The sequence below is a fragment of the Faecalibacter rhinopitheci genome (genome assembly GCF_015234135.1).
GTDB classification, from domain to species: Bacteria; Bacteroidota; Bacteroidia; order Flavobacteriales; family Weeksellaceae; genus Empedobacter; species Empedobacter rhinopitheci.
This window is the reverse complement of sequence record NZ_JADGIK010000006.1, coordinates 19,451-45,906: the sequence shown is the minus strand read 5'-3', so window position 1 is coordinate 45,906 and position 26,456 is coordinate 19,451. Positions and strand designations below refer to the sequence as shown.

At 29.3% G+C, this 26,456-nt stretch carries 26 protein-coding genes; 13 read left to right on the top strand and 13 right to left on the bottom strand.

The window, feature by feature from the left end; translation table 11 throughout:
- From IM532_RS09570 to IM532_RS09560, 3 genes are all read left to right on the top strand, one after another.
- A complete protein-coding gene (locus IM532_RS09570; protein ID WP_194183239.1) occupies positions 1-894 on the top strand; it encodes a class I SAM-dependent methyltransferase in 894 nt (297 codons plus the stop codon).
- Between the two features lie 128 nt (positions 895-1,022).
- Entirely contained in the window at positions 1,023-1,538 is a 516-nt protein-coding gene (locus IM532_RS09565; protein WP_194183238.1) for a hypothetical protein, read from the top strand.
- A gap of 19 nt (positions 1,539-1,557) precedes the next feature.
- Complete coding sequence (locus IM532_RS09560) at positions 1,558-2,259, top strand: OmpA family protein (RefSeq protein WP_194183237.1); 702 nt, start codon at positions 1,558-1,560, stop codon at positions 2,257-2,259.
- Between the two features lie 74 nt (positions 2,260-2,333).
- On the opposite strand, the gene IM532_RS09555 is transcribed toward IM532_RS09560, so the two are convergent.
- From IM532_RS09555 to IM532_RS09540, 4 genes are all read right to left on the bottom strand, one after another.
- Positions 2,334-3,422, bottom strand: coding sequence for a hypothetical protein (locus IM532_RS09555; protein WP_194183236.1), 1,089 nt, complete (start codon positions 3,420-3,422; stop codon positions 2,334-2,336).
- Positions 3,423-3,561: 139 nt separating this feature from the next.
- Positions 3,562-4,944: a chloride channel protein gene (locus IM532_RS09550; RefSeq protein WP_194183235.1), complete on the bottom strand. Its 1,383-nt coding sequence runs from the start codon at positions 4,942-4,944 to the stop codon at positions 3,562-3,564.
- Positions 4,945-4,970: 26 nt separating this feature from the next.
- Positions 4,971-5,684 (bottom strand): pirin family protein, encoded by a 714-nt coding sequence (locus IM532_RS09545; protein ID WP_194183234.1) that lies wholly within the window; start codon positions 5,682-5,684, stop codon positions 4,971-4,973.
- Positions 5,685-6,142: 458 nt separating this feature from the next.
- Positions 6,143-7,099 (bottom strand): 2-hydroxyacid dehydrogenase, encoded by a 957-nt coding sequence (locus tag IM532_RS09540; RefSeq protein WP_194183233.1) that lies wholly within the window; start codon positions 7,097-7,099, stop codon positions 6,143-6,145.
- Between the two features lie 330 nt (positions 7,100-7,429).
- Here IM532_RS09540 and IM532_RS09535 point away from each other — a divergent pair, with 330 nt between their 5' ends.
- Positions 7,430-7,855: a SufE family protein gene (locus tag IM532_RS09535; protein ID WP_194183232.1), complete on the top strand. Its 426-nt coding sequence runs from the start codon at positions 7,430-7,432 to the stop codon at positions 7,853-7,855.
- Between the two features lie 7 nt (positions 7,856-7,862).
- A complete protein-coding gene (locus tag IM532_RS09530; RefSeq protein WP_194183231.1) occupies positions 7,863-8,858 on the top strand; it encodes a glycosyltransferase family 9 protein in 996 nt (331 codons plus the stop codon).
- A gap of 96 nt (positions 8,859-8,954) precedes the next feature.
- Here the strand turns inward: IM532_RS09530 and IM532_RS09525 are convergent, their stop codons facing one another.
- The 4 genes from IM532_RS09525 to rpiB all read right to left on the bottom strand — a co-directional run bounded on the left by IM532_RS09525 (position 8,955) and on the right by rpiB (position 13,948).
- Entirely contained in the window at positions 8,955-9,632 is a 678-nt protein-coding gene (locus IM532_RS09525) for a LysE family translocator (RefSeq protein WP_194183230.1), read from the bottom strand.
- A gap of 43 nt (positions 9,633-9,675) precedes the next feature.
- A complete protein-coding gene (gene rnr / locus IM532_RS09520; RefSeq protein WP_194183229.1) occupies positions 9,676-11,835 on the bottom strand; it encodes a ribonuclease R in 2,160 nt (719 codons plus the stop codon).
- A 421-nt stretch (positions 11,836-12,256) separates the two neighbouring features.
- A complete protein-coding gene (asnA, locus tag IM532_RS09515; protein WP_194183228.1) occupies positions 12,257-13,261 on the bottom strand; it encodes an aspartate--ammonia ligase in 1,005 nt (334 codons plus the stop codon).
- Positions 13,262-13,510: 249 nt separating this feature from the next.
- On the bottom strand, positions 13,511-13,948 hold the full coding sequence (rpiB, locus tag IM532_RS09510; RefSeq protein WP_194183227.1) for a ribose 5-phosphate isomerase B: 438 nt from the start codon (positions 13,946-13,948) through the stop codon (positions 13,511-13,513).
- 539 nt (positions 13,949-14,487) lie between these two features.
- On the opposite strand from rpiB, the gene IM532_RS09505 reads away from it, so the two are divergent.
- The 3 genes from IM532_RS09505 (at position 14,488) to IM532_RS09495 (ending at position 18,828) form a co-directional block, all read left to right on the top strand.
- Positions 14,488-15,678: a phosphoglycerate kinase gene (locus IM532_RS09505; protein WP_194183226.1), complete on the top strand. Its 1,191-nt coding sequence runs from the start codon at positions 14,488-14,490 to the stop codon at positions 15,676-15,678.
- 284 nt (positions 15,679-15,962) lie between these two features.
- Positions 15,963-17,126, top strand: coding sequence for an ABC transporter ATP-binding protein (locus IM532_RS09500; protein WP_194183225.1), 1,164 nt, complete (start codon positions 15,963-15,965; stop codon positions 17,124-17,126).
- Between the two features lie 10 nt (positions 17,127-17,136).
- On the top strand, positions 17,137-18,828 hold the full coding sequence (locus tag IM532_RS09495) for a hypothetical protein (RefSeq protein ID WP_194183224.1): 1,692 nt from the start codon (positions 17,137-17,139) through the stop codon (positions 18,826-18,828).
- Between the two features lie 92 nt (positions 18,829-18,920).
- Here IM532_RS09495 and IM532_RS09490 read toward each other — a convergent pair whose 3' ends face one another.
- From IM532_RS09490 to IM532_RS09470, 5 genes are all read right to left on the bottom strand, one after another.
- Positions 18,921-19,322, bottom strand: coding sequence for a hypothetical protein (locus IM532_RS09490; RefSeq protein WP_194183223.1), 402 nt, complete (start codon positions 19,320-19,322; stop codon positions 18,921-18,923).
- Between the two features lie 181 nt (positions 19,323-19,503).
- A complete protein-coding gene (locus IM532_RS09485) occupies positions 19,504-19,737 on the bottom strand; it encodes a hypothetical protein (protein ID WP_194183222.1) in 234 nt (77 codons plus the stop codon).
- 13 nt (positions 19,738-19,750) lie between these two features.
- Positions 19,751-20,185 (bottom strand): hypothetical protein, encoded by a 435-nt coding sequence (locus IM532_RS09480; RefSeq protein ID WP_194183221.1) that lies wholly within the window; start codon positions 20,183-20,185, stop codon positions 19,751-19,753.
- 279 nt (positions 20,186-20,464) lie between these two features.
- Positions 20,465-20,716 carry a hypothetical protein gene (locus IM532_RS09475; protein WP_194183220.1) on the bottom strand — a complete coding sequence of 84 codons (252 nt, stop codon included), beginning with the start codon at positions 20,714-20,716 and terminating at the stop codon, positions 20,465-20,467.
- A gap of 100 nt (positions 20,717-20,816) precedes the next feature.
- Entirely contained in the window at positions 20,817-21,317 is a 501-nt protein-coding gene (locus IM532_RS09470) for an FUSC family protein (protein WP_194183219.1), read from the bottom strand.
- A gap of 262 nt (positions 21,318-21,579) precedes the next feature.
- On the opposite strand from IM532_RS09470, the gene IM532_RS09465 reads away from it, so the two are divergent.
- From IM532_RS09465 to IM532_RS09445, 5 genes are read left to right on the top strand one after another with little or no spacing between them, the layout of a single operon-like run.
- Entirely contained in the window at positions 21,580-22,563 is a 984-nt protein-coding gene (locus tag IM532_RS09465; RefSeq protein WP_194183218.1) for an AAA family ATPase, read from the top strand.
- 14 nt (positions 22,564-22,577) lie between these two features.
- Positions 22,578-23,450, top strand: coding sequence for a DUF58 domain-containing protein (locus IM532_RS09460; RefSeq protein ID WP_194183217.1), 873 nt, complete (start codon positions 22,578-22,580; stop codon positions 23,448-23,450).
- A gap of 3 nt (positions 23,451-23,453) precedes the next feature.
- On the top strand, positions 23,454-24,422 hold the full coding sequence (locus IM532_RS09455) for a BatD family protein (protein ID WP_194183216.1): 969 nt from the start codon (positions 23,454-23,456) through the stop codon (positions 24,420-24,422).
- Entirely contained in the window at positions 24,422-25,438 is a 1,017-nt protein-coding gene (locus IM532_RS09450; RefSeq protein WP_194183215.1) for a vWA domain-containing protein, read from the top strand. Before IM532_RS09455 ends, IM532_RS09450 begins: the two co-directional genes overlap by 1 nt.
- The gene (locus tag IM532_RS09445) at positions 25,438-26,451 is read left to right on the top strand and encodes a vWA domain-containing protein (protein ID WP_194183214.1); all 1,014 of its coding nucleotides are present in this window, start codon (positions 25,438-25,440) and stop codon (positions 26,449-26,451) included. Before IM532_RS09450 ends, IM532_RS09445 begins: the two co-directional genes overlap by 1 nt.
- Positions 26,452-26,456 lie beyond the last annotated feature (5 nt).

Below are 26,456 nucleotides of genomic sequence, written 5' to 3'. Positions count from 1 at the left end.
ATGAATAACGTTCCACGTGAAACAACACACCAGAATCCTTCAATTGAAGGATTTTCTGGTATAAAAGTATTAGATCTAAAAGATCATTTTCTTACGAAAGAAGATTTTTCAATTTATAAGGATAGTAATACAGGTGTACATTATACCTTTCCCCAACCTCTAAATGATTTATCACGATATTATGAAAGTGAAAATTACATTTCGCATACAGATGGTAAAAAAACACTTTTTGAGAAAATTTATCAAATAGCTAAAGTCTATAATCTAAATCAAAAGCTAAATTTAATTCGCTCAACAACAAACGGTAAAAAGATTTTAGATTATGGTTGTGGTGCTGGAGATTTTCTACAACATATGCAAAAAAATGGATATGATGTATTAGGAATGGAACCAAATGAAAAGGCATTTGAAATTTCTCAATCAAAAATTGGTAAAGACAATGTTGTGAATTGTGAATTAAAAGATATAAACCAAAAGTTTGATATTATTACAATGTGGCATGTATTAGAACACATTCCTAATTTGAATGAGATATTATCAGAATTAAAAAAACATTTAACTCCAAACGGTACATTAATCATTGCAGTTCCTAACCATCTTTCCTACGATGCAACCTATTATGGAAATGTTTGGGCAGCATATGATGTCCCAAGACATTTATGGCATTTTAATCCTCAAAGTATCCAATCATTAATTAAAAAATTTGGTATGAAAATTGAAAACGTAAGTCCTATGAAGTTAGACGCATTTTACGTTAGTTTACTTTCTGAAAAATATAAGGATAATTCCTTCGCTTTTTTGAAAGCTTTTTATATCGGAATGAAATCAAACTTCAAGGCGCAAAAAACTGGACAATATTCATCTTTAATTTATACCATCCGAACTGAAAATTGATTTAAATAAGTTTTAAGGCAATATTTTAGACTAAAATGAATATGAGTATTAAAAAAATTAAAAAGTGCTTTTAATTAAATCTATAAAAGCCGTTTTTTAAGCCAATTTTGATTAAAATAATAAAAACTATGAAAAAAGGAATTCTAACATTAGTTGTAGGGTCTGCATTGATTTTAACTTCATGCGCAGCTACAAATGTTGCTAAATCTCAACAAGAAACAGGTAAAGAAGTTCGTGGAGCTTGGACATTATCTAATGTAAATGTAAATGGATTAGACAATCAAAAAATTGATGGAAATGTAAAAGTTACAGAGTCTATTTCTACAGTATTTGATATGGCTAACCCTACATGCTACGAAGGTTCAACATGGAACTTAGTTCAGAATAACAAAACTGGTACTTATACTTTTAATAATTCTGATGCAGGTTGTCCATCTGGTACAGCTAAAATAATCTGGGATATTAAAGAGGAAGGGAATACGACTTACTTTACATTTAAAGATATAACAGGAATAAAAGCTAAGCAAAATACAGCGGGATACAAATTAAGAGTAGATTATGTTGATGCAAATTCTATGACTTTAGTACAAGATGTAAATGCTAATGGCAAAATAGCTCAAGTAGTATATACATTCCAACGTTAATCAATTAAATAAAAAAATTATGAAAAAATTAAATACAAAATTAACTGCTTTAGTTCTTGGAGGAGCATTCGTTTTATCTTCATGTTCAGCAGTTCAAAATGCAAATAATACTCAAAAAGGTGCTGGTATTGGTGTAGTTGCTGGTTCAGTACTTGGAGGAATTTTAGGTAACAATATCGGTAAAGGAGGTAACACTGCTTTAGGTGCTGTAATTGGTGCTGCTGTAGGTGGTGCTGCTGGTGGAGTTATTGGTAATAAAATGGATAAACAAGCACAAAAAATTGAGCAAGTTTTACCAGGTGCTGAAGTTGTACGTACAGAAGAAGGTATTAACTTGATCTTAGATGAAAATTCAAAAGTAACTTTTGAATATAATAAATCAGGATTAACTTCTACAGCAAAACAAAACTTAGATAAATTAATTGAAATATTCAATGAATATCCAGATACTGATTTATTAATTGTAGGACATACTGATAATGTTGGTTCTCAAGGTTACAATAAACCATTGTCTGAGCAACGTGCAAAATCTGTAAAAGATTATTTAGTTGCAAATGGGATTTCATCATCTCGTTTAAATTCAGCAGGTAAAGGATTAGAAGAACCTATTGCTGACAATTCTACTGCAGAAGGACGTGCAGCTAATCGTCGTGTAGAAATTGCTATTACTGCGAATGCTAAGATGAAAGCAGATGCAGAAAAAGAAGCTGCTGGTAACTAATAAAATTTACATTATATACATAAAAAAAACCTTCAAATACTTGAAGGTTTTTTTATATATTCTTAATTATACTCTTATTTTAAATTAACGATAAACCACTTATTGTTAAGATTTTCTAAAGTTAATATATATCTTTTAGTTGTATTATCTTCTAAACTTACATTTGTTTCTACTACAGTTACTTTCTCATCTCCATCCAAAACTTTTGTATCTTTTATTTTAGAATTTTCCAGAAGTGCAATTGAATGATCTGAAGAAAATTTTTGGAAAGTTGCCCAGTCATTATTGCGAGTTAAAGCAAATGCTGCAGAATAATTTTTCTTAGCGATGTTTTGCATAAAACGATTACTTAAGGTCGTAATCATTGAAATATCTTTATTGATAACTTTAGAAATAGAATCTACTTTATTTTCAACTTTTCCAGCAACCAAATTATCAGGTAACTGAACAGATTTACGTTGTGTTAAGTAACGTTCAGGATGAGGAATACGAACCAATACATCTACATGATTTGCTTGTATCTTAGAAGGATCAAGATTGACATACTTAACTAAAATTCCATTATTACGATACAATGCATCCATAGAATTAGGATCGATAGTTGCACGTTGTGTATATATTACTTGACCACCACTAAAAACTTCCACAGTAGCATTACTCACTTTATCTAATTGTAATTCTTTTCCATCTTTATCAAAAAAGAAAGGATCTAATCTAATACCTTCTGTTTCGTTACTTACTCTAAAATCGAATCGGGAAATTTTATTTATTTCAACTTCTTCCTGAGGAACTTCTTCTTCAGAAATTATAGAGCCTGGCAATGGTATCCCATTAGCTAAAGGAACCTGATTTCTATTCCAAGTAAAACCATTTTCTGAAGCTATCTTTTCAGCTAGTTCAAAAACTTCATCAGAGTTTTTCCCATCGAGAAGATTACGAACTGCACTCCATCGTTGTTCATCATTATTTGTAGCATTAGTACGATAATGGTAAACAATGTCTAAAGCTTCTTTAAACTTCGTTTGTTGTAATAATGGCAAATCTTTAGCTATGTCATCAACAGTTTGATTAAAAACAATTTGATCACGACCATCTATTTCAAGATTATCACCTTTACAACTAAAAACAAATAATAATGATGCTATAAGTAAGACTCTTTTCATGTTGAAAAATTTTGCGCAAATTTATGATATTAGGTTTGTTTTTAACCTAATTAAATTTTGTTTATTAATTTAATATTTAAAAACAATAATTAAAAGACAAAAGTACATCATTTCACTAATTGTCAATAAATTAAATCATCTATTTTACTGAATGAGAAGATTTATGTTCTGTAGGTTCTAATGTGTTTAACAAATCATTTGTAATGACTTCGGCTGTCTTTTCATAAAATGATTTTTTATCTATCATATTTGCAATCAAATTTGCTCCCCAAGCAGCCACTAACATATAAAATATTACAGAATGTCTATCTGTCATTTCAAGAACTAAAATAGCACAAGTAAAAGGAGATCGTGTAAATGCAGTAAGAAAAGCAACCATTCCGATAAGAACTAACATATTTATTTGCTTTGGGTTGAATGTAAAAAGATCTCCCATAAAAGCTCCTATAGCACCTCCAAAACTTAATGCAGGGGCAAATATACCTCCTGCTCCACCATTCGTAAAAGATACAATTCCGTTAAATAAACGTGCTGGAATTGTATACCATTCAACTTTTTTATCCGATTCAAAAAGCAATCTATCTAATAATAAATTACCTGCTCCTACACTATCTTTATTCGTATAAAAAACTACGGTTGCAAATGCCATAACAGCAATAAAGCCAAATATAAATTGGTTCCTTTTGGTTAATTTCCTTTTAAATGTATTCACTATAAATGCAACTTTACCAAAATATGCTCCAACTACTCCGCAAAGAAATGTAACTAGTAGCAATACAAGAAAAAACCTCCATCCATCTGGTTCAACTTTCGGAAAGCCAAAAACTAAATATGGTCCTAAAATAGTTTGTGCAGTAAATCCTGCAATAATTACAGCAGAAAACACAGTAGTTCTCAGAAATTTGATATGATTTTTAGATAATTCTTCAATCGCGAAAACAATTCCTCCAAGTGGCGTATTAAAAGCTGCTGCTAAACCTGCTGCTCCACCAGTTATTATCATTAATTTGTGTGAAATCTTTGGCCAAGAATCAGGAATCATTCTATTTACTACATGTAATATAGATGCTGCAATTTGTATAGTTGGTCCTTCTCGTCCAACCACACCTCCTCCTAACGACATGAAAAAACTACTTAATATCTTAACTAAAATAATACGAATACTAAGTAATTGATTAATTAGCCTTTTCGATTTTTTTTTAGGTAAGTTAAGAGCAGCTATAACTTGGGGAATTCCGCTAGCATTAGAATATTTAGCAAATTTTTGAACTGATATATATGATAGAAAGAAAAAAACAGGAGCAAGTACAAAAACCCAAGCTTTGTTGGCTTTATAAATATTTAAAAAAGTAGATTCTCCAAAATGTAATATTTCAGCATATAAAACTGCTACCAAACCTATAATACATGAAGCAAACCATAATGGTAAGTTTTGGAAAATAAAAGCAGTAGACTCAAATCTTTTATTTGTAACGGGATGTTGACTTATATCTTTAAGAATCTTTTGCTTAGGCGTTTCCATGAATTAAATAGGTTGAGTATTCAAAGTTATAAATTCATTGGCACTTCTATCAATAAAACTTCAGTATTTGGTAAACTTTTAAATTGAATAAATTCGGCATTAGAAATTTCAATTGTATCTCTACGCTCTAATGTTTTTCCTTCAAATATAATTTCTCCTTCTACAACCATCATAAAAATCCCGTTTTCTGGTTGATGAATAGTATAATTCACTTCTTTTTCCTCAGTAAAATTTCCTTTCATCATCCACGCATTTTGGTGAATCCATACACCTTGATCATCTTTGCTAGGTGATAATATCTGGTACAGCTCATTCTCTACCGCAAAATCAACCATAGAAATTTGTTGATAACGTGGTTCTACATTTAATTGATTAGGAATAATCCAAATTTGAAAAAAAGATGTAGTTAAATCTTCATACGCATTCATTTCACTGTGAGAAACTCCCGTTCCTGCACTCATTACCTGAATGTCACTAACTTCTATAACTGATCCAGTTCCCATAGAGTCGCCGTGTTTTAATCCACCTTTAGTTGGAATAGTTATAATTTCCATATTATCATGTGGATGTCTTCCAAATCCCATTCCTCCTGTAATAACATCATCGTTAAACACGCGAAGAGCACCAAAATGTATTCGCTGTGGATCATAATAATTAGCAAATGAATAAGAATGTTTTGTGTTTAGCCACCCATGGTTTGCTCCACCTCTATTTTCGGATTTAAATATTTTATAATTCATATTATATCTTTTTATCAAAGTTACCTCAATCCATATACCTAAAAATTGATTTGTGTTAATTAATAACTCAGAATATGTTAATACAGTGATAAAGTTATTAAAATTAACAATTTTAAAATTTTGTTAATTACTTAAATTTTTAGTTAAAACACAATAAATTAATATTTTATAAGTTTTAAATAAGCTGTTGATAAATGTAAAAATGAATTGTGAATAAGAGTTATTCACAAATGTGGATAAAGGTAACTTCGGCAAACGTTAAATAATACCACAGAAATAATGGAAGAATTTTTTACCTTTTCTATTCAACCAAAATTTATTATTTGGGGAATATTAAATATTTTAGCAGTCTTTGGAGCAGTAATTATTATATGGAAAGTGTATTCTAAATTTAGTAAATAAAAAAAGTACTTCTTTTACAAGAAGCACTCTTAGATGATATGCTGTGTATACTATAATTATGTATTTTCTTTACTCCATAAGATAATTTTATCGCGAATAAATTCAGCTAATTTTACTTTAGACTGATGTGTCCATCCTGCAATATGAGGTGCTAATACAACGTTATCTGCCTCTATTAAATATTTAAATTCTTCTGGGAGTTCTGATACAACTAATTTTTCAAAACTTGATTTTTCAAATTCTAAAACATCCAACGCAGCTCCAATAACTTTTCCAGATTTCATTGCTTGCACCAAATCTTTTGTAACAACACTTTTACCACGTGCAGTATTTATAAAATAAAATGGATTTTTAAACTGATTAATAAATTTGGAATTTATCATTTGCATAGTCTCAGGAGTTTGAGGAGTATGTAAACTAACAATTTCTGCACGATCAAAAAATTCTGAAAGCTCTACTTGTCTTGCAAATTCATTTCCTTTATCTGGTAATATATCATAAAATATTGTCTCTACTCCAAATCCTTGAAGACGTTTTGCAAAAGCATTACCCATATTCCCATATCCAATGATACCAACTGTCTTACCTTTCAGTTCGTCTCCACGATTTTCCTCACGATTCCAAATTCCTTGACGAACTTCTTTATCTGCACGACGTAAATGATGCATCAACATCAACAACATTCCTATTGCATGTTCTCCCACAGAATCTCTATTTCCTTCAGGTGAATTAAATAAAACTATCCCACGTTCTGCAGCATATTCTTCATCAATATTTTCTAATCCTGCTCCAACTCTACCTATAAATTTAAGATTTGTAGCTTTCATTAAAAATTCTCTGGTAATTGGAAAACGAGAACGAACAATCATTCCATCGTACTCATTTATTATTTTAGCAATTTCTTCTTTGGATGATATATAATCTTCATCGACTATAAATCCCGCATCTCTTAAGCCTTGATTTAAACACTCATGATTGGAATCAATAGCTAATATTTTGTAGACTGTTTTCATCTTAAAATTTTATTCAAATTTACGATAGCTTTTTGAGATTCACACCTTATAAACAAACTATTCATAACTATGTGAATAACCTTTTAATCAATTGTAAATCAATACCATTTTTTGTTAATAACATGAAGTGATTTTGCAGTATAGTTGAATATTAAATGATTTTATATGTTATAATTTCAACAAGAAGATTGTAAAAAATAATGCTTAAATAATGACCATAATCTTTATATAATTATAAACTTCTAAATACACGAAATATTTGACAATGAATTGATAAAATACGTTATTCACAAATCGGTTAAAAAGTTTATTTCTCCTTAACTTTGTAGCATGACAATTAAAGAAATTCAAAACGAAATAGTTGACGAATTCTCATTTTTTGAAGATTGGGAAGAGCGTTATGAATATTTAATCGAATTAGGTAAAAGTTTAGAAACCTTACCAGAAGAAACAAAAACGGATGATAAAATTATCAAAGGTTGTCAATCTTCGGTATGGTTAGATGCCGATTTAGATGGTGATAAAATCCATTTCAAAGCAGATTCTAATGCAATATTACCAAAAGGAATTGCAGCTTTGTTGGTTAGAATGTATAACAATCAAGCACCGAAGGATATTTTAGATTCTGATACAGAATTTATCCATGAAATTGGACTTTCGGAATTCTTATCTCCTACTCGTGCAAATGGATTATTAGCAATGGTAAAACAATTTAAGTTTTATGCAATTGCCTTTCAATCAAAATTGAATTCATAATTCTTTTATGTTAAAGAAGAAATTGCTAGCGCTAAGATTTTCTGCTTTAGGTGATGTAACTATGATTGCACCTGTATTGGAAGAATTTTTGGATCAAAATCCAGAAATTGAGGTATATGTTGCATCTAGACCTTTTATGGCAACAATTTTTAAATCAAATCCTCGCATCAAATTCATTCCGATTGATTTAAATAATAATTATAAAGGTATTTTCGGATTGCTAAAGTTATATAATGAACTAAAAGTATATAACTTTGACTATGTAGCAGATTTACACAATGTAATTCGCACGAAAGTAGTTACAGCATTATTTAAATTAAACGGTATAAAAACTGGTACACTAGATAAAGGTCGTGCAGAAAAAAAAGCTTTAGTCTCTCAAGAAAATAGGGTTTTTAAACAGTTAAAATTAACAACTGAACGCTATGCTGATGTTTTTCGAGAATTAGGATTTGATTTAACTTTATCTCATCAACTAAATCCGCAAGTAGAAAAAGATAAAAAAGCGATAGGAATTGCTCCATTTGCTGCTTTTACAAGTAAAATGTTTCCATTAGAAAAGATGAAATTTGTGGCTAAACAATTAGCTAAAGATGGCTACAAAATTTACTTATTTGGTGGTGGAAAAGCTGAAGTAGAAGAATTAAAAACTTGGGAAAAATTTGACTCAAATATTACTTCACTGGCAGGTACTTTAAACTTCGAAAAGGAGTTAGAAAGAATTGCGCAATTACAAGTTATGATATCTATGGATAGTGCAAATATGCATTTAGCTTCTTTGATGGGAACCCGCAGTATTTCTATATGGGGCGGAACGCATCCTTATGCCGGTTTTTTAGGCTATGGACAGTCATATACAGATATAATACAAGATGAACATATGGAGTGTAGGCCAACTTCTATATTTGGAAAAGATCCTAAGGGATTCGAAAATTTTGATTATTTTCAAAATTTAAGCTCAGATTATGTGTATCAAGAAATTATAAAAAGATTAAAGCAATAAAACTTAATAAGAATAATTTTTGTTGCTGTTTCAAATTAAAGATAAAAAAAGAGCCAATTCATAAAGAATTGGCTCTTTTTTTATATAGCTCTTGTATTATTCTGATTGATAAATTAATTGCTTTTCAATTTTCTGATCTATTTCTTTAAAAAAACCAAAGCCTTTTAGCGTAATGATGATTCCGAAAACTAGTAAACAAAACCCTACTCCTTTTCTAATTTTAAAAACCATTTCATCTGTGATACGTTTTTGCAACTTACCTGCTAGAAATATTTTAATTAAATCAATACTAAAATAGGTGATTAAGATTACTCCCATATAAGTTATAAAATCACTTGGCACTGGATATTTAATCATAATCGAAGACACAATCACAAACCAAAAAACGATGACACCAACGTTAAGTAAATTCATGATTAATCCATTGAAAAAAGTTCTGATATAATTGTTGCTGACTACTTGATCGTTGTTATCTAAATGTAATTTAGGTCTAGAAAAGTACATAAAAATACCGTACACCATTACAAAGAAACCTGCGATAATATATATACGATAAAACTTAGGATGCATCGTGATATATTCTGCAAAATCCTTACTCCCAAAATATGCAGCAGTAATACATAAAATATCTGCGGCAACTACTCCTAAATTTAAAGTAACAGCTGACTTCCAACTTTTTCGGATACTTGTTTCAATTAATAAAAAGAAAACAGGTCCTATCAAAATTGTACTAAGTACAAAACCGATCAGTATGGCTGAAAATATTAATTCCATAACATGATTTAAGGGCTGCAAGGTAAGACTTTATATCCAAATATTAATCTTCTACTAACTCGAAGTCCAATTGTTTCTTTAATAAATCTGCACTAAGTACCTTAATACGAATAGGATTCCCTAATTGATATTTAGTTCCAGTTTTTCTTCCGACCAATGCGTGGTTTTTATCATCAAAATAATAATGATCGCCTTCCATATTGCGAGATCTGATCAATCCTTCACAGCGTGTAGAAGGTATTTCTACGAAAAGTCCATATTCTTGTACACCTGTTATAAATGCTTCAAATGTTTCCCCTACAAATTGTTCCATGTATTTTACTTGCATGTACTTTATAGATTGGCGTTCGGCATCCGAAGCTATTTTTTCGCACGATGAACTATGTTTACATTTCTCTTGGTAAATATCTTCATTTGGAGATTTTTTACCATCTAAATAATCTTGTAGTAAGCGATGAGCCATTATATCCGGATAACGACGGATTGGAGAAGTGAAATGCGAATAATAATCGAAAGCTAATCCGTAATGCCCAATATTTTCTGTTGTATAGATTGCTTTAGCCATGCAACGCATTGCCAAAGTTTCTATCATATTTTCTTCTGGTTTTCCTTTAACCTCAGACAACAATTTATTCAAGGATTGGATGGTTGTTTTACGATCTCCAACTTCTAAACTATATCCAAATTGGCGAATAAACTTCTTAAGATCTAATAACTTATCTGGGTTTGGTTCATCGTGTACACGATAAACAAAAGTATTTCCATTATCTTTTCCATTTTTATCTAAGCTTACAAATTCTGAAACTTTCTTGTTACATAATAACATGAATTCTTCAATTAATTTATTAGAATCTTTTGATATTTTAAAGAAAATTCCACGTGGATTATGCTCATTATCTAAATCAAACTTAACTTCAACTTTATCAAAATTTACTGCTCCTACTCCCATACGTTTTGTACGCATGATTTTAGCTAATTGATCTAGTTTTAAAATCTCATCTTTAAAATCTCCTTCAGCACCCTCAATAATATCTTGTGCTTCCTCGTATGTAAAACGACGATCTGAATGAATTGCCGTACGTCCAAACCAAGAATTTAATATCCTAGCATTATCATCCATTTCGAACACAGCAGAGAAAGTGTATTTATCCTCATTAGGTCTTAATGAACACGCAACATTAGACAAAACTTCTGGTAACATAGGCACCACACGATCTACTAAATATACAGATGTTGCACGCTTATAAGCTTCTTTTTCTATTAAAGATCCTGGACGTACATAATGTGATACATCAGCAATATGAACACCTATTTCCCAATTTCCATTCTCCAATTGTCGAATAGATAAAGCATCATCAAAATCCTTCGCATCTTTTGGGTCTATGGTAAAGGTTGTTACATTTCGCATATCACGACGCTTAGCTACTTCTGCTTCATCAATAGAAGTGTCTAAGTTATTTGCTTCTTCCTCTACTTCAACTGGAAACTCTGCAGGTAAATTATATTCTAATAAGATCGAATGTATTTCTACATCGGTATCATTTGGATCACCTAATACATGTACAATTTCACCAAAGGGTGATTTAGAATTTTCTGGCCAATTGCTCAGTTTTACAACAACTTTTTCACCATTCTTCGCTCCATTAAATTTTTCGCTTGGTACAAAAAAGTCATTGTTACCATTTTGCATCACAACAAAACCAAAATTTCCATTTTTTGCGATTTCAAAAATTCCAGTAAATTCTGTTTTATTACGGCTTGTAATTTCTACAATTTCACCTTCTAATTTTGTACTATTTTTTTTGCAAGGGTAAAGATATACTCTAACTTCGTCTCCTTGTAAAGCATTTTTTGTTTTCCCTTTCTGTACAAAAACATCTTGTTCAAAATCTTCAACGATAACATAAGCACTACCTGATGATGTTAAATCGATAGTACCAATATGATAATCTTTGGTTTCATTTATTTTGTACTTACCTCTATCTTCTTCTACGATTTTTTTATCGGCTAGTAGAACATTTAGATTTTTAATTAATAACTCTACTTCAATACGATTATCGATTTTTAAAGCAGCAGCAATTTGTTTATGGTTTAAAGCTTTCTTTGGATTTTGGAAAAGTACCTCAATTATACTCTTAGTATATTTAGTAATACTCTTTTCTTTCTTTGAAGCTTTATTATTTTTAAATTCTTTTCTTGGCATAATTTTTTTCTCGTTTGATATTAAAATATCAATCTATTATTCATTTGCTTATTAACACATCAAATATCTATAAATCAATGAAATGATCGATTATTAATACTACATGTTAATAACATAAATAACATAACCTTTGCAAAGGTAATATAAGTTATTTAGTATAATCTATTTGTTAGGTAAATGTATAAATGTTTAATTACAAGATAGGTAATACAAGAAGTAATATTGCGAAAATTAAGCCAAAAATTGAATTAAATTATTATATAAACAAGAATGAATGAATTTAGGTTATAAACAATTACAAAATACTTTAAAACAACCACTTAACACTCTTAATATACAGTTATTAACACCTTTATTTTTCATTAATTAAAATAAAAAAAGTCGCTATATAGCGACTTTTTTTATAACATATTATTAAAGGTTATAATAATTCAACACCCTGGTCTTTTAACTGAGTTTTTATTCCTTCTTCCCAAATACTGGGTTGGACTTCTCCGATATGTTGCAGTTTTAGCATCAACATACATAAACGAGATTGTCCGATTCCTCCTCCTATAGATTCAGTCAACTCATCATTTAATAACATTGAATGGAATAACAAATCCTTTCTATCTAATGCACCTCTGATTTCTAATTGTTTTAAAAGAGCCTTTTTATCTACTCTAATTCCCATTGATGAAAGTTCAAAGGCTTGTTCTAAGATAGGATTCCAAACAATTATATCACCGTTAAGCCCTGTAAATCCTGCTCTATTTTCTGTACTCCAATCATCGTAATCTGCAGAACGAGAATCATGTAATTCTCCGTTACTTAATACTCCTCCGATTCCATAAATAAATACAGCTCCGTATTCTTTGGCAATTGCATTTTCTCTTTCCTTAGGAGTGAAACTAGGGTATTTTTGTAACAATTCTTCAGAGGAAATAAAAGTAATTTCTTCTGGCAAAATAGATTTTAATGTAGGATATTTTTCTTCAACTTTTAATTCTGTTTGCTTTATTACTTTATAAATAGAAGATACTGTATATTGTAAGTAATCTAGTTGACGATCTGATGCAGTGATAACCTTTTCCCAATCCCACTGGTCTACATAAATAGAATGGATAGGAGAATAATCTTCGTCTGGACGAAGTGCTCGCATATCTGTAATAATACCTTCACCAGGTTCTAATTCTAATTCTTTCAATCGAATACGTTTCCATTTTGCTAAAGAATGGACAACTACTGCATTCTGATCATTTAAAGATTTGATCGGAAACTTTACTGGACGTTCTATACTATTCAGATCATCATTAATTCCTGTACCATCTACTACCACTAATGGTCCTGAAACTGGAATGATGTTTAACTCTTCTTGTAACGATTTAGAGAAGGTATCTTTTACAAAAGATATTGCTTGTTCTCTAAGTAGTAATGCTCTGCTCATTTTTTCTTTTCTTTAAATAATTTGATAGAATCAATATTCTGGTGTAAAATTAAATCAAGAAAAAAATAAAAGTTTCATATTTGCTAAAATTGGTTTATATATTATTAAAAACAAAACCTTATATCTATTATATAGTTTATAATTTAAACTATATATATTAAATTAATTCATTTATTAAATTTTATTTAAAAAGGCCAGCTCTGAAGAGCTGGCCTTTTTAGATTTTTATACTAATAATAAAATGTACTATTAACAAGATGAGCATGCTATTTTATTCACTCTGTTTTCGTGTCTTCCTCCTTCGAATTCTGTAGATAGGAATGTTTCAACAATTTGCTCTGCATATTCATAAGCAATGAAGCGTGCAGGTAAAGTTAAAACATTTGCATTGTTATGCTGACGCGCTAATGCTGCTATATCCGTCATCCAACAAAGAGCTGCACGAACTTTTTGGTGCTTGTTAGCTGTCATTGTTACTCCTTGTGCACTTCCACAAAGTAGAATTCCAAAGTCTGACTTGCCTTGCTCAACATTTTCGGAAACTGCATGGGCAAAATCAGGGTAATCAACACTATCTGTTGAGAACGGTCCAATATCCTCAACCTCAATCCCTTTACCTGTTAATAAGGTTACTAATTTGGCCTTATATTCATACCCTGCATGGTCTGATCCAATCACTATTTTCATACTATTAACAACTGTTTTTTATGTTTGTGTTTTAAAATACTGTAAATCAAGACTTAGGATACAGTAACAACTTGTTAAGATCTGTATTAATAATTCTAATAAGTTTTGAGTAGAAAAATTTGGTAATCTGAATCAAAATTCGAATTAGAAAAATTATAATACCAGTCAAGTCAAAGTTTTCATTTTAGCAGAAAACATTTACACACCTTTATCAATAGTTTTTAGCAAATGACTTTTCCACAAAATGTGTTTATGAACAGATTTTATAATTTGTTGATACCTTAACTAAAGCTCTCATTACAAAGCAAATTTACAAATAATAACCTGTTAATAGAAGTTAAACAAAATTAATGTGTTTATAGTTATGAACATATTAACAGTGCTAATAGTAGTAGCATATTTTTCTTTTTATTTAAATTAAAAAAAACTTTAATAATTATTATTGTTTATAAATGTTGATAGTTGAAAAGCATTAAATGGATTTTAAGCTTAAAATTTAAAGATTAGTTACATTTGTGAAACTTAAAATACAAAACAAAATGAAAACAATTAACGACTTCAACTTTGAAAACAAGAAAGCTTTAATACGTGTTGATTTTAATGTTCCGCAGGATGATAACTTCCACGTGACTGATGATACTAGAATAAGAGCTGCTAAGCCAACGATTGATAAAATATTAAAGGATGGTGGTGCAGTCGTTTTAATGAGCCATTTAGGACGTCCTAAAGGAGAATTCAATGACAAATACGCTTTAAAAAATATTGCTTACAAAATTTCGGAAATATTAGGTTTAGAAATAATTGTAGCTGAAGACATTATAGGTGATGATGCGAAACAAAAAGTATTAAATCTAAAATCAGGCCAAGTTCTTTTATTAGAAAATGTTCGTTTCCACGCGGAAGAAGAAAAAGGAGATAAAGATTTTGCAAAACAATTGGCTGCCTTTGGAGATGTTTATGTAAATGATGCCTTTGGAACAGCGCACCGTGCACATGCATCAACTGCTATAATTGCTGAATTTTTCCCAGAAAATAAATGTTTTGGTCTCTTAATGGAACAAGAGCTAAAAGCTATTAACAAAGTGTTGACAGAAGGAGAAAATCCTGTTACTGCGATACTTGGGGGAGCAAAGGTGTCATCTAAAATTACAATTATTAACAATATTCTACCTGTTATTGATAACCTAATTATCGGTGGCGGAATGACATATACTTTTATAAAAGCTAAAGGTGGAAACATTGGAAATTCTTTAGTAGAAAATGATAAATTAGATTTAGCGAAAGAAATTCTAACGAAATGCGAAGAAAATAATGTAAAAGTTTATTTACCAATAGATAATGTTATTGCAGATGATTTTAATAATGATGCCAATAGCCAAGTAACAGCTGTAGGAGAAATTCCTGATGGATGGATGGGAATGGATGTAGCAGAAAAAACTATACAACAAAATACAGAAGTTATTAAGAAATCAAAAACAATACTTTGGAATGGGCCATTAGGAGTATTCGAGATGGAAAATTTTGCTAACGGAACAATAGCGCTAGGAGATGCTATTGCTGAAGCGACTGCAAATGGAGCTTTTTCATTAGTTGGTGGTGGAGATTCTGTTGCATTTGTAAAACAATTTGGATACGAGAACAAAGTAAGCTATGTTTCTACTGGTGGTGGAGCAATGTTAGAATCCTTAGAAGGAAAGGAATTACCAGGGGTGGCAGCTATATTAAACTAACTAAAACTCTAAAAATATAGAATTATAAAATCGGGCATTTGTCCGATTTTTTTTGTTTTATAAAACTTAAATTGTTAATTAAATAGTATTTAAAATCAGCTAATTAATAGGTTATTAACAGAGTTAATAACAAAAAAAAATAACATTGTAAATCCTAATAAATGATGTGAAAAAGCTCTCTAATCTTCTTCTTTAATTTAAATAAATAACCTAGCTACTTTCAGCCATTTTGAATTTGAGATAACTTATGACAGAAGATGTTTACCTATATTTATTAAAATTACATGGAAAAACACATGAATGTATATAAAGAACAAATTATAGAAGTAGAAAGCCATATCAATCAAAATGATCTTAATTTAGGTTATCGTCGTATGATTGATTTAGTATTAGATATGGGTGATATTAAATTTTTCCAAAAGATTATTGAATATTCCAATATTTATTATAAAGACAGTATGCCAGAGGATATTAAGAAAATAAAGGCACTAGAATTATTAAATGAAATAGACTCTGCTCCTATTCCTAAATTTAAAGAAGATGAAGTTTTAATTTCAACACAAGATGTTGAAAAAGCTTATAGCAATAGAAACTTTAAACTTCATCCCATTACTTTTGATCTAAAAACTAGGGAAGTTGTCGGTTTAGTAGGAGAAAATGGAAATGGTAAAACTACTTTATTAAGATTAATAGGTGGAGAATTAAAAGAAAGCGCAGGAAAAATCAATTATCATTTTTCTACTGCAAAATCTTATAGTTATGATTTAAAATCTCAATTAGTATTTGTTCCCCAAAGAATAGAGAAGTTATATGGAAACTTAATGGATAATTTGCAATTCACTCTAAGCTCGTATAATATAAAGGGAGAAGAAAATTTTTTACTTGCTCAGGTCATGTTAGCCCGATTGGGACTTTGGCAATATAGGAAATTAGAATGGAGTCAACTGTCATCAGGTTATAAGATGAGGTTTGAATTAGTAAGAAATTTATTGCGTAGACCGAAGGTGTTATTATTGGATGAACCATTAGCTAATTTAGATATTATGGCTCAACAAGTAATTTTAGAAGATCTAAAATTCCTCTCACAATCTATAAGCAACCCTTTTGGGGTTATACTTAGTTCACAACAATTGTACGAAGTTGAAAAAGTTTCTACAGAAATTATTTTTTTAGAACATGGAAAACTAAGGTATCAAACTGATAAAGAAAAAAAAGATGAAAATGTTACCATCATAGAAATTGATGTAAATAATAGTAAAAAGGAATTAATATCAATTTTAGAAAGTTTAGAACTAATTGATGTAAAATTTAATGGAGGATCTTATATCGCTTATTTTCCAATAAAAATTTCTATGAAAAATGTATTGAAAATAATTGGAGAATCTGATTTAGAGATTAAATACATCCGAGATATTTCTTCATCAAGTCGTAGATTCTTTATTAACTAATTTGTATAATATGATTAAAAAAATAAATAAATATCTGATTGAAAATCATCCGTTGATTTGGAATCTTAAATTGTTATGGATTTTAGGTATAGGAATTCTGGTGAATTGTATAGCATTTATTAATGGATATTATCACTATCAAAATACATCTCAGTTATTAGAAGAAAACATTTCTGCAATATTTTTAAACAATTATTATGGAGTTTTTTACTTTCTTTTTATTGTAATTATATTGATTATATGGCTTTATTTCTACATAAAAAATAATAGATTTAAATCTAATTATCCTACTTCTAGAAATTATTTGTTTAAAGAATTTCTAGGTGTATTTAGTATAATTTCTCTGTTTCTATGTGTTCCAAATATATTTAGAGCAGGATTAGATATGCATGTAGCAAATACAATTACTGATGAGCAATTTGATAAAGATGTAGATTTAATAAATCGCGTGTCGGCATTTACTTTACAACAAGAATATGGTTATGATAATTTTTCAAGAAATCTTAGTGTACCGGTTTTTGATACATTGGTTTCGGAGCAGGAATTTCTTAGTTTATATACCAGAAATAAAAAACAAAATTTACAATTCATAGATATTAAAGAACCTTATTTCAGAAATGAGGAATTCAATGATCTATTGGTTAATAAATTAAAAGGGAATTATCCTGTTACTAAAATAAGTTTTAATAGAACTTTTTATAATTATCAAGAAGGGAAGAATAACTTATATGAAAATATAAATCCATCGGAATCGCCAGAAATTATAAATCCTGAGCTAAATGTAGAGGCAGCATACAATATTGATAAAACAGTTTTGTACAGTTTGTATAATTATAGTGATATAAAATTTCAAGTACGCTCAAAACCAGAATTTACACATCAATATTATGATAAGGAATTAATAAAAATTTTAGAAACTAATAATAGAAGTGAAATAGTTAAATTAACTAATAGTTATCAACAATTATTAGATAAATATAAAATAGGTTATCGTTTTAAAGACAAAAATTGGCTAGATTATATTCCACAATATCCCTATTATTTCATTTCTCATGAATTACAAAATAGCGAGTATTATAATGGTAATAACAAATTTGAAAAAGATTATATAAATGCAAAATCATTAATAGATATATATACACATTTTGAAATTGCTAAGTACAATTCAAATATATTTGATTCATTTCAATATTACATACTTGCAGCATTAATCATTACTTTACATATCATTCTTTTTAGATTTTCATCATTCAAAGTTTGGTTAATTAGTCTAGTAGGTAGTGGAATAGTAGTTATAATAGGTACATGTTTAGGTTTATTTTTACAAGTATTTGACCTAAATACGTATATACAGTTTATAATTCCTATTCTATTTTATTTAATATTCATCATTGTAACCTTTAGAGGATTGAAATTAAATAAAAATAAAATTATTACTGGAGTAGCGCTAAACTGGTTTACAGTAACCACACTTTTTATAGGATTAGTTGTTTTGTCTTTTTACAAAGAAATGAGGCTAGAAATTCTATATATGCAAGGAGGAGAAAAAATTAATTATTATGAACTTTATGATCTTCCTGAGATTGTGATAATTGATAAGATAATTGAATTATTTTTCTATTTTAATCCAATTCTATTTATAATTCTATTTTACGGAATTATACAACTATACAGAAAATGGCAAGCAATGGCCGAAGAATAAATGATTAAAGCGAGTTAATAACTCGCTTTTTTGCATAAATAGCTTTAGGTAATAAAATAAGACTAACTTTTTTATATTACTAATTATGAATATTATTTAACTGAATTGGATTTATATTTTCTTTTAATTTTTACACCATAATCATCTGTTATCTTTTTAGATCTTTTAATCTGTATAGAATCATATGTTGCATGAGAATCAGGAATATTAATTGAATTATTTAATTTAAATTTTTCTACTCGATCCAATTTTTTTTGCTGAATTTGCTTTTGTAATAACAAGTTATCTTTTAAATCTTTTTGCTGTTTAGAACTAAGATTTAAATTTTCATATTTCTTAAATTCTTCTTCAATAGAAATTGGATAACTTTCTTTCTTTAAAACTAATTTTTCGTTTGCTTCAGTTTTTAATGAATCCGTTTTTTGTAAAACATCAACTTGAGCAGAAACGTAAAAAGAAAAGACTAATGCTACTATTGCAAATATATTTTTCATTACACTTTATGATTTGGTTGAGCAGATAAATACATATTTCATACCAAAAAAAGACAATATATTTATAAAGAAAGATTAAAAAAATAAAAAAGTGAGTTTATATTTAGATTACAAACTCACTTTTCTTGAGCATTCTGCTCAATTTTTTTAACCGATTATCTGTTCTCAAAAGAAGCTATTATTATTTAATAACTACATATATTCCTCTATTGTGAGGTCTTGGAGCTGGTCGGTGATGATGATTAATTTCTCTAGGAGAATGTCTTCTATCATAATGCTTGTGTTTACGAGGACCTTTATGGTAATCATGTTTTACAAATTTTCCGTGTGGCGGTTTTGGATGATGATGTGGTCCACGTTGTGCGTAAGAAAATACTCCAATTCCAAATGCTATAGCTGCGATATAATATTTCATAATTATTTATTTTTTAAAAACCTCTTTTTATAACTTTTACTTGTGGCTGTTTACCTTGTACATGTCTAGATTTATTTCCTTTATATTGATCTTTTTTATATTGTTGATATTGTTTTTTACTTAATATTTTTTCAATTTTTTTCTCAAAATCTTTATCATATTTTGCATAATCAAATCCTCTTTTATGTTTAGAGTCTTTTAAATCTTTTTGTCTAGTATCAAATAAAGAAGTAATTTTTTTTCTTTGGCTAGATGATAAATCATAACGCTCAAACTGTTTTGCGTTTTGATAAGTCGAAGATTTATAAGGAGCAATAGGATAATCTTGCTTTTTTGCATGAACTACTTTATGTTCAAATTTATCTTTTGAACCATAGTTAGACTTATGTTGCTGTGCAGAAACTGATAAAACTATCATCATACTTGCTAATGCGAAAAACTTTTTCATATTTATTATATTATAAATTAACAATGGTAAAAGAAATAGCGCTTATCTCTTTTGTTGATACAAAGGTGCACAACAAAAAATTCCTACAAAAAATATAGAGGTAAACCGGCTTGTATTGTCGGTTAATGGGGAATTATATCTAATTATTTAACAAATATGTAAAATATAATCCTGTTCTTAGAGTAGTTATAACGATATAATCGATTAAGATTTTTTCGAAAAAAAATGCTCTAAACTATAAAAGTCTAAAGCATTTTTTTAATTCCTTGTTTATATGAATTAACGGCGATGATGTCTATGTGGAAACATTTTAGCATTTCCATGTGCATGGTGTCTCTTCTTGTGATTATAGTGATGTACTTTTTTGTGTGGTTTTCTGTAATGTGGTCTAGGTCGAGGACTATGATGATGCGACGAAGATTTAGCGTGTATAACATTCTCAAAACTAATGTTATTAACAACTTTAACTCTTGTTTGGGCAAAAGATGCAACACTAAATACGAAGGCAATTAAGGTAATATAGAATTTCATTAAAACGTTTTTAAGTACTTGATGGTATACAAAAGTTATTCCTAAAAAGCTTCTAACCCCAATCTCATTAAAAAAAGTTTACGTAAAAAGTTTAAAGAACTTACTTCTCATAAAATTTATTTATCTCTTGTATCATTATAGAGGTAACTAAAGTAACACCTAAACCTATAAAACATCCAACAGCTGTAGTAAGAAATCGAGAAATTGGTGCAAACAAGCTATCATTTTTATGTTCTATTAATATAATAAGAACAGCTACTAATGCACTTCTGGCCACATTAAGAAGATTAAAAATTCTACAAAATATGCAAGTAATAATTATACCTAGTATTATTTTATAAAGATCATCTATAGGTAAGAAAAAAACTACAAGTCCTGATAAAGAACCTAAGAAGTTGGATTTAAATCGATCTATCGTAAGTTTTTTTGCTTGGTTTTCCTCAGGAGATATAACTAGAATAATGGATAATAAAGCCCAAAAGAAATCATATTGAGGAAATTTCAATATTAATATCCATCCTATCAAGAATCCAATTATACATCTTAGCAAATAAACCAAAAATTGAGAATTTATAGCTCTTTTTACTATGCTAGTAACCATTTTAATAAAATATAATTTTTACAAAGTTACTAGAAGTTTCTTTGATGCGAATAACATTATCATATTCTAAAACAATTATGGTATATTATTAGCTTACTACTTAAAGCAATCAAAAAATCAGTAGACTGTAATATAAATTGTAATTTAACATATTTTAACAATTCGGCAAGAAAGTTTTAGTCAATAAACTTAGTTATTAGTTCTTATTTTTAAAGAAATTTGAAAAGAACTAAAACCGAACTAAATAAATTTCATCGAAATTTTGGATATACAACAATTAAACGAACAGATAGAAGCTAAAAGTACAAGCATTACTCGCTTAACTTCAGAAATTAATAAAACAATTATCGGTCAAGAGAAAATGGTCGAGTGTTTATTAATTGGCTTATTAGGTAACGGGCATGTTTTATTAGAAGGTGTTCCTGGATTAGCAAAAACATTAGCTATAAAAACTCTTTCTGAAGCTGTAGACGCTTCATTTTCTCGTATTCAATTTACACCAGATTTGTTACCTGCAGATGTTGTAGGAACAATGATTTATAACGTGAAGGAAAACGATTTTAAAATTAAGAAAGGTCCGATTTTCGCTAATTTTGTATTAGCTGATGAAATCAATCGTTCGCCTGCAAAAGTACAATCTGCATTATTAGAAGCAATGCAAGAAAAACAGGTGACAATTGGAGATGAAACGTATAAATTAGATAATCCTTTTCTTGTTTTGGCGACTCAGAATCCAGTAGAACAGGAAGGAACTTATCCTTTGCCAGAAGCTCAGGTCGATCGTTTTATGTTAAAAACGGTTATTACTTATCCAGAGTTAGAAGCAGAACGTTTAATTCTACGAAATTCTATAAACAATACTTTTCCTAAAGTTGAGAAAGTTATTTCTATTCAAGAATTAATTGAAGCTAGAGAAATGGTGAAACAAGTTTATATGGATGAAAAAATTGAGAAATATATTTTAGATATTATAAGTGCTACACGCCATCCTGAAAAATATGGGTTGGAAAAACTTATTCCTATGATTTCTTTTGGATCATCACCACGTGGATCAATAAATTTAGCCCAGGCTTCTAAAGTATATGCTTTTTTACGTAAACGTGCATATGTTATTCCTGATGATGTACGTGCAATGGCAAAAGATGTGTTGCGTCATCGTATAGGTATAAGTTATGAAGCTGAAGCAGAAAATATATCTTCTGAAGAAATTATCGACAATATACTTAATGTTGTACCTGTTCCTTAGTTAATCATAAAATTGTGGAAACTAAAGAAATCTTAAAACGTGTAAAACGTATCGAATTAAAAAGTAAGCGGAAAGCGAGCAACTTATTCATGGGAGAATATCATAGTTCGTTCAAGGGGCGAGGTATGATTTTTAGCGAAGTACGCCCCTATCAATATGGTGATGATGTAAGAAATATTGATTGGAATAAAACCGCTCGTTATAATGAACCTTATGTAAAAGTTTTCGAAGAAGAAAGAGAGTTAACGATGTACTTATTAGTTGATATATCTGCATCTGAATCTTTTGGAACAAAAAAACAAATCAAAATGGAAACTATTGCAGAGATAGCTGCATCTTTGGCTTTTTCTGCAACAACATACAATGATAAAGTTGGTCTAATTTTGTACACAGACCATATCGAAAAATTTATTCCTCCAAAAAAAGGGAAGCAACACGTTTTAAGAATTGTAAGGGAAATAATCACTTATGAACCAAAAAGTAAGTTGACGAATCTAGATCAGACATTAGAACAATTCATGATATTAGCACGTCGAAAATCAAATGTATTTATCTTATCTGATTTTATTGATTCTTCAGATTATAATCGCTCATTGCGCGTAGCTTCTAAAAAACATGATATTACTGGATTAAGAATATATGATGAGAAAGAAACAAATTTTCCAAATATAGGTTTGGTAAATGTTCAAGATCAAGAGACGGGAGAATTAAGACTTATTGATACTTCTTCTCCGGAAACACGAAAAATGTATGCTTCATATTATTACGAATTGGATAAAAGATTTCATGCGATTTTTAAGAAGAATAATTCTGGAAGTTTATCTATTCAATCTGATCAAGATTATGTTCATCCATTGTTAAATTATTTTAAAAGTCATCGTTTTTAGATTATGAAGAAACTATTACTTTTAGGTACTTTGTTTGTTGGTATGTTAACAAGTTTTGGTCAAGATATTGAAGCTAAAATTGATACATCCAGAATAAGAATAGGAGAACCCGTTAGGTTAACATATAAAGTTGATTACAAAAAAGGGGATAAGATTCAATTTCAAACATTAAAAGATACTTTATCTCACCACATCGAAATTATTGATCAAAAATTTGATACAGTAATGGAAGGTGAGCAAAATAAAATTATCCATCAATTAGATTTAACTTCATTTGATGAAGGAGAATTCCTAATTCGTACAATTCCAGTAATTATTAATGGTCAAACTTTTAAAACTCCATCTTTTCAAATAAATGTAGAAGATGTAAAAGTGGATACTGCTCAGGCTAAAGTACATCCCATAAAACCAGTAATGACGGAAGAATACACGTTAAAAGATTATTGGAATAAGTATTGGATTATTGGCATTGCAGCTTTAATTGCTTTTATTATTGCAATTGTATTGATTGTATTATATATCAGATCAAAATCAAGAAATTTAAAAAACAAAATTCCTAAAACACCTTACGAAGAAGTGATTGATGGATTAAAAAGTATTGATGCAAAGAAATATTTAAAAAGAGGAGAACAGAAAGAATTTTACACTCAATTATCTTTTTTACTTCGTCGTTATATCGGAAAAGTGTATTCAGTTTCTGCTTTAGAATTATTATCTGATGATTTGGTTCAGTTTATAACTGAGAAAACTGATATTCTAGAGGAAGACAAAATTGAATTCAAGAAATTTTTATTTGATGCTGATTTAGCAAAATTTGCCAAACAAGAATTTGATGATCAAAAAAATCAGACTTACAGAAAGTGGGTTGGAGAATTTGTAGAACGTATAAAACCATTAAATCTTCCGGAAAACGATACCGCAACAGAGGATGATGTAACTGGGGAGAAATACAAAAAATGGGATAATAGCTAATGTTTAATTTCGAATTTCAAACGCCTTGGTTTTTAGCCTTATTAATTGTTTTACCTTTTTTCATTTTTCGTGAAATTCGTAAATCAAGACAGAAAAAAGCTTCTTTAAAAATCAGTTCATTAAAGCCATTTGGTGATGTAAAAAGTAATTTATCACGATATAAGCCATTACTTTTTGCTATGCGAATGATTGCTTTAGGATTATGTATTATTGCTTTAGCTCGTCCTCGTATTGTAGATATAACTACTCAAATAAAGGCAGACGAAGGTGTTGATATTTTAATGACTGTTGATACTTCATTAAGTATGTTGGCACAGGATTTAAAACCTGATCGGTTAACTGCATTAAAAGATGTTGCAAAAGATTTTGCTTTGCAGCGAAAAACGGATCGTATCGGCCTTGTCGAATATTCTGGTGAAGCTCTTACTCGCGTTCCACTTACAACCGATAGAGATATGTTAATCTCTGAAATTGATCGTTTACAATCTGGTAATTTAGAAGATGGTACTGCAATCGGAATTGGATTAGCAACAGCTATTAACCATTTAAAAGATAGTAAAGCTGTTTCTAAAGTAATTATACTCATTACCGATGGTGTTGAAAGTATAAATCCTTCTGCAGATTTAATGTATGTATCACCAAGGCAAGCTGCAGAAATTGCTGCTTCCAAAGGTATTAAGGTATACACTATAGGAATTGGTACAAATGGTCAAGCACCATTTCCATCAGGATATGATTTATATGGAAATTTGATATTCGACTTAAGACCAGTAGAAATTGATGAGATTCTTTTAGAAGATATTGCTGATAAAACGGGAGGATTATACTTTAGAGCAACAAACAATCAAACGTTAAAAAATATCTATTCTGAAATAGATCATTTAGAAAAATCAGAAATTAACGAAATAAAATATTATAACTATACTGAATTATTTTCACGCTTTTTGTTACCAGCATTAATATTATTGCTGTTAGAAATTGTATTGAGAAGAACCGTATTTAAAGAATTAATCTAATGCAGTGGGGTGATTTTGGACAAATAATTTGGTTAATCGCATTGGCGGTAATCGTCTTTCTATCAATCAATGTTTACAGATGGAGAGAACGTGTAAAATCGACTTTTGCAGATAAACATTTGTTACCGTTTATATTTCCAATGGTATCATCAAGAAAATTTTTATTTAAATTATTCTTGTCATGTAGTGCTGTATTGTTAATTATAATTGCTTTGATGGATCCTTTATTGGGACAAAAAGAAATTGAAGTAAAACGAGAAGGAATAGATATTGTTTTTGTATCAGATTTATCGTCGAGTATGAATGTACAAGATGTTGCACCATCTCGTATCGAAAAATCTAGAAAATTTATTGGTGATATGCTTCATCAATTAGGTGGAGATCGCACAGGTCTAGTAGTATTTGCCGCAAATGCATTTGCAATTTCTCCGCTAACGAATGATTATGCTGCTATAGAAAGTTACTTATCTAATGTTAATACAGAACTAATTTCGAGTCAAGGAACTGATTTTGAGAAAGCTATTCAAGAAGCTTCTAAACTGTTAGAAAAGTCAGCAAATTCGAGTAAAATGATTGTCATAATTTCTGATGGAGAGGACAATGAGAATAGTACGACAAATGCCATAAAACTTGCAAATGACAATAATATTCATATTGCATCTATAGGAATTGGAACAGATAAAGGTGGGCCAATCCCAATGTATTACAATGGTTACCAAGATGATTATAAACGAGATAATAGTGGGAATACAGTTATTTCAAAATTAGAGTCTAATAATTTAAGAAAATTAGCTGAGCAAACTAATGGAACTTATATCCAATTAAATACAATTCAAGAAGGAATTTCAAACCTATCATTATACAAAACAAGATTGAATAAGAATGAAATAGCAACTTCTACTACAAAGAACATGAACCACATTTTTCAGTGGTTTTTAGGATTTGCTGTATTGTTACTTTTTATAGAATTATTAACATCTGAATATAAGTTTTTTAAGAGTAGAATTAAGTAGTTTTG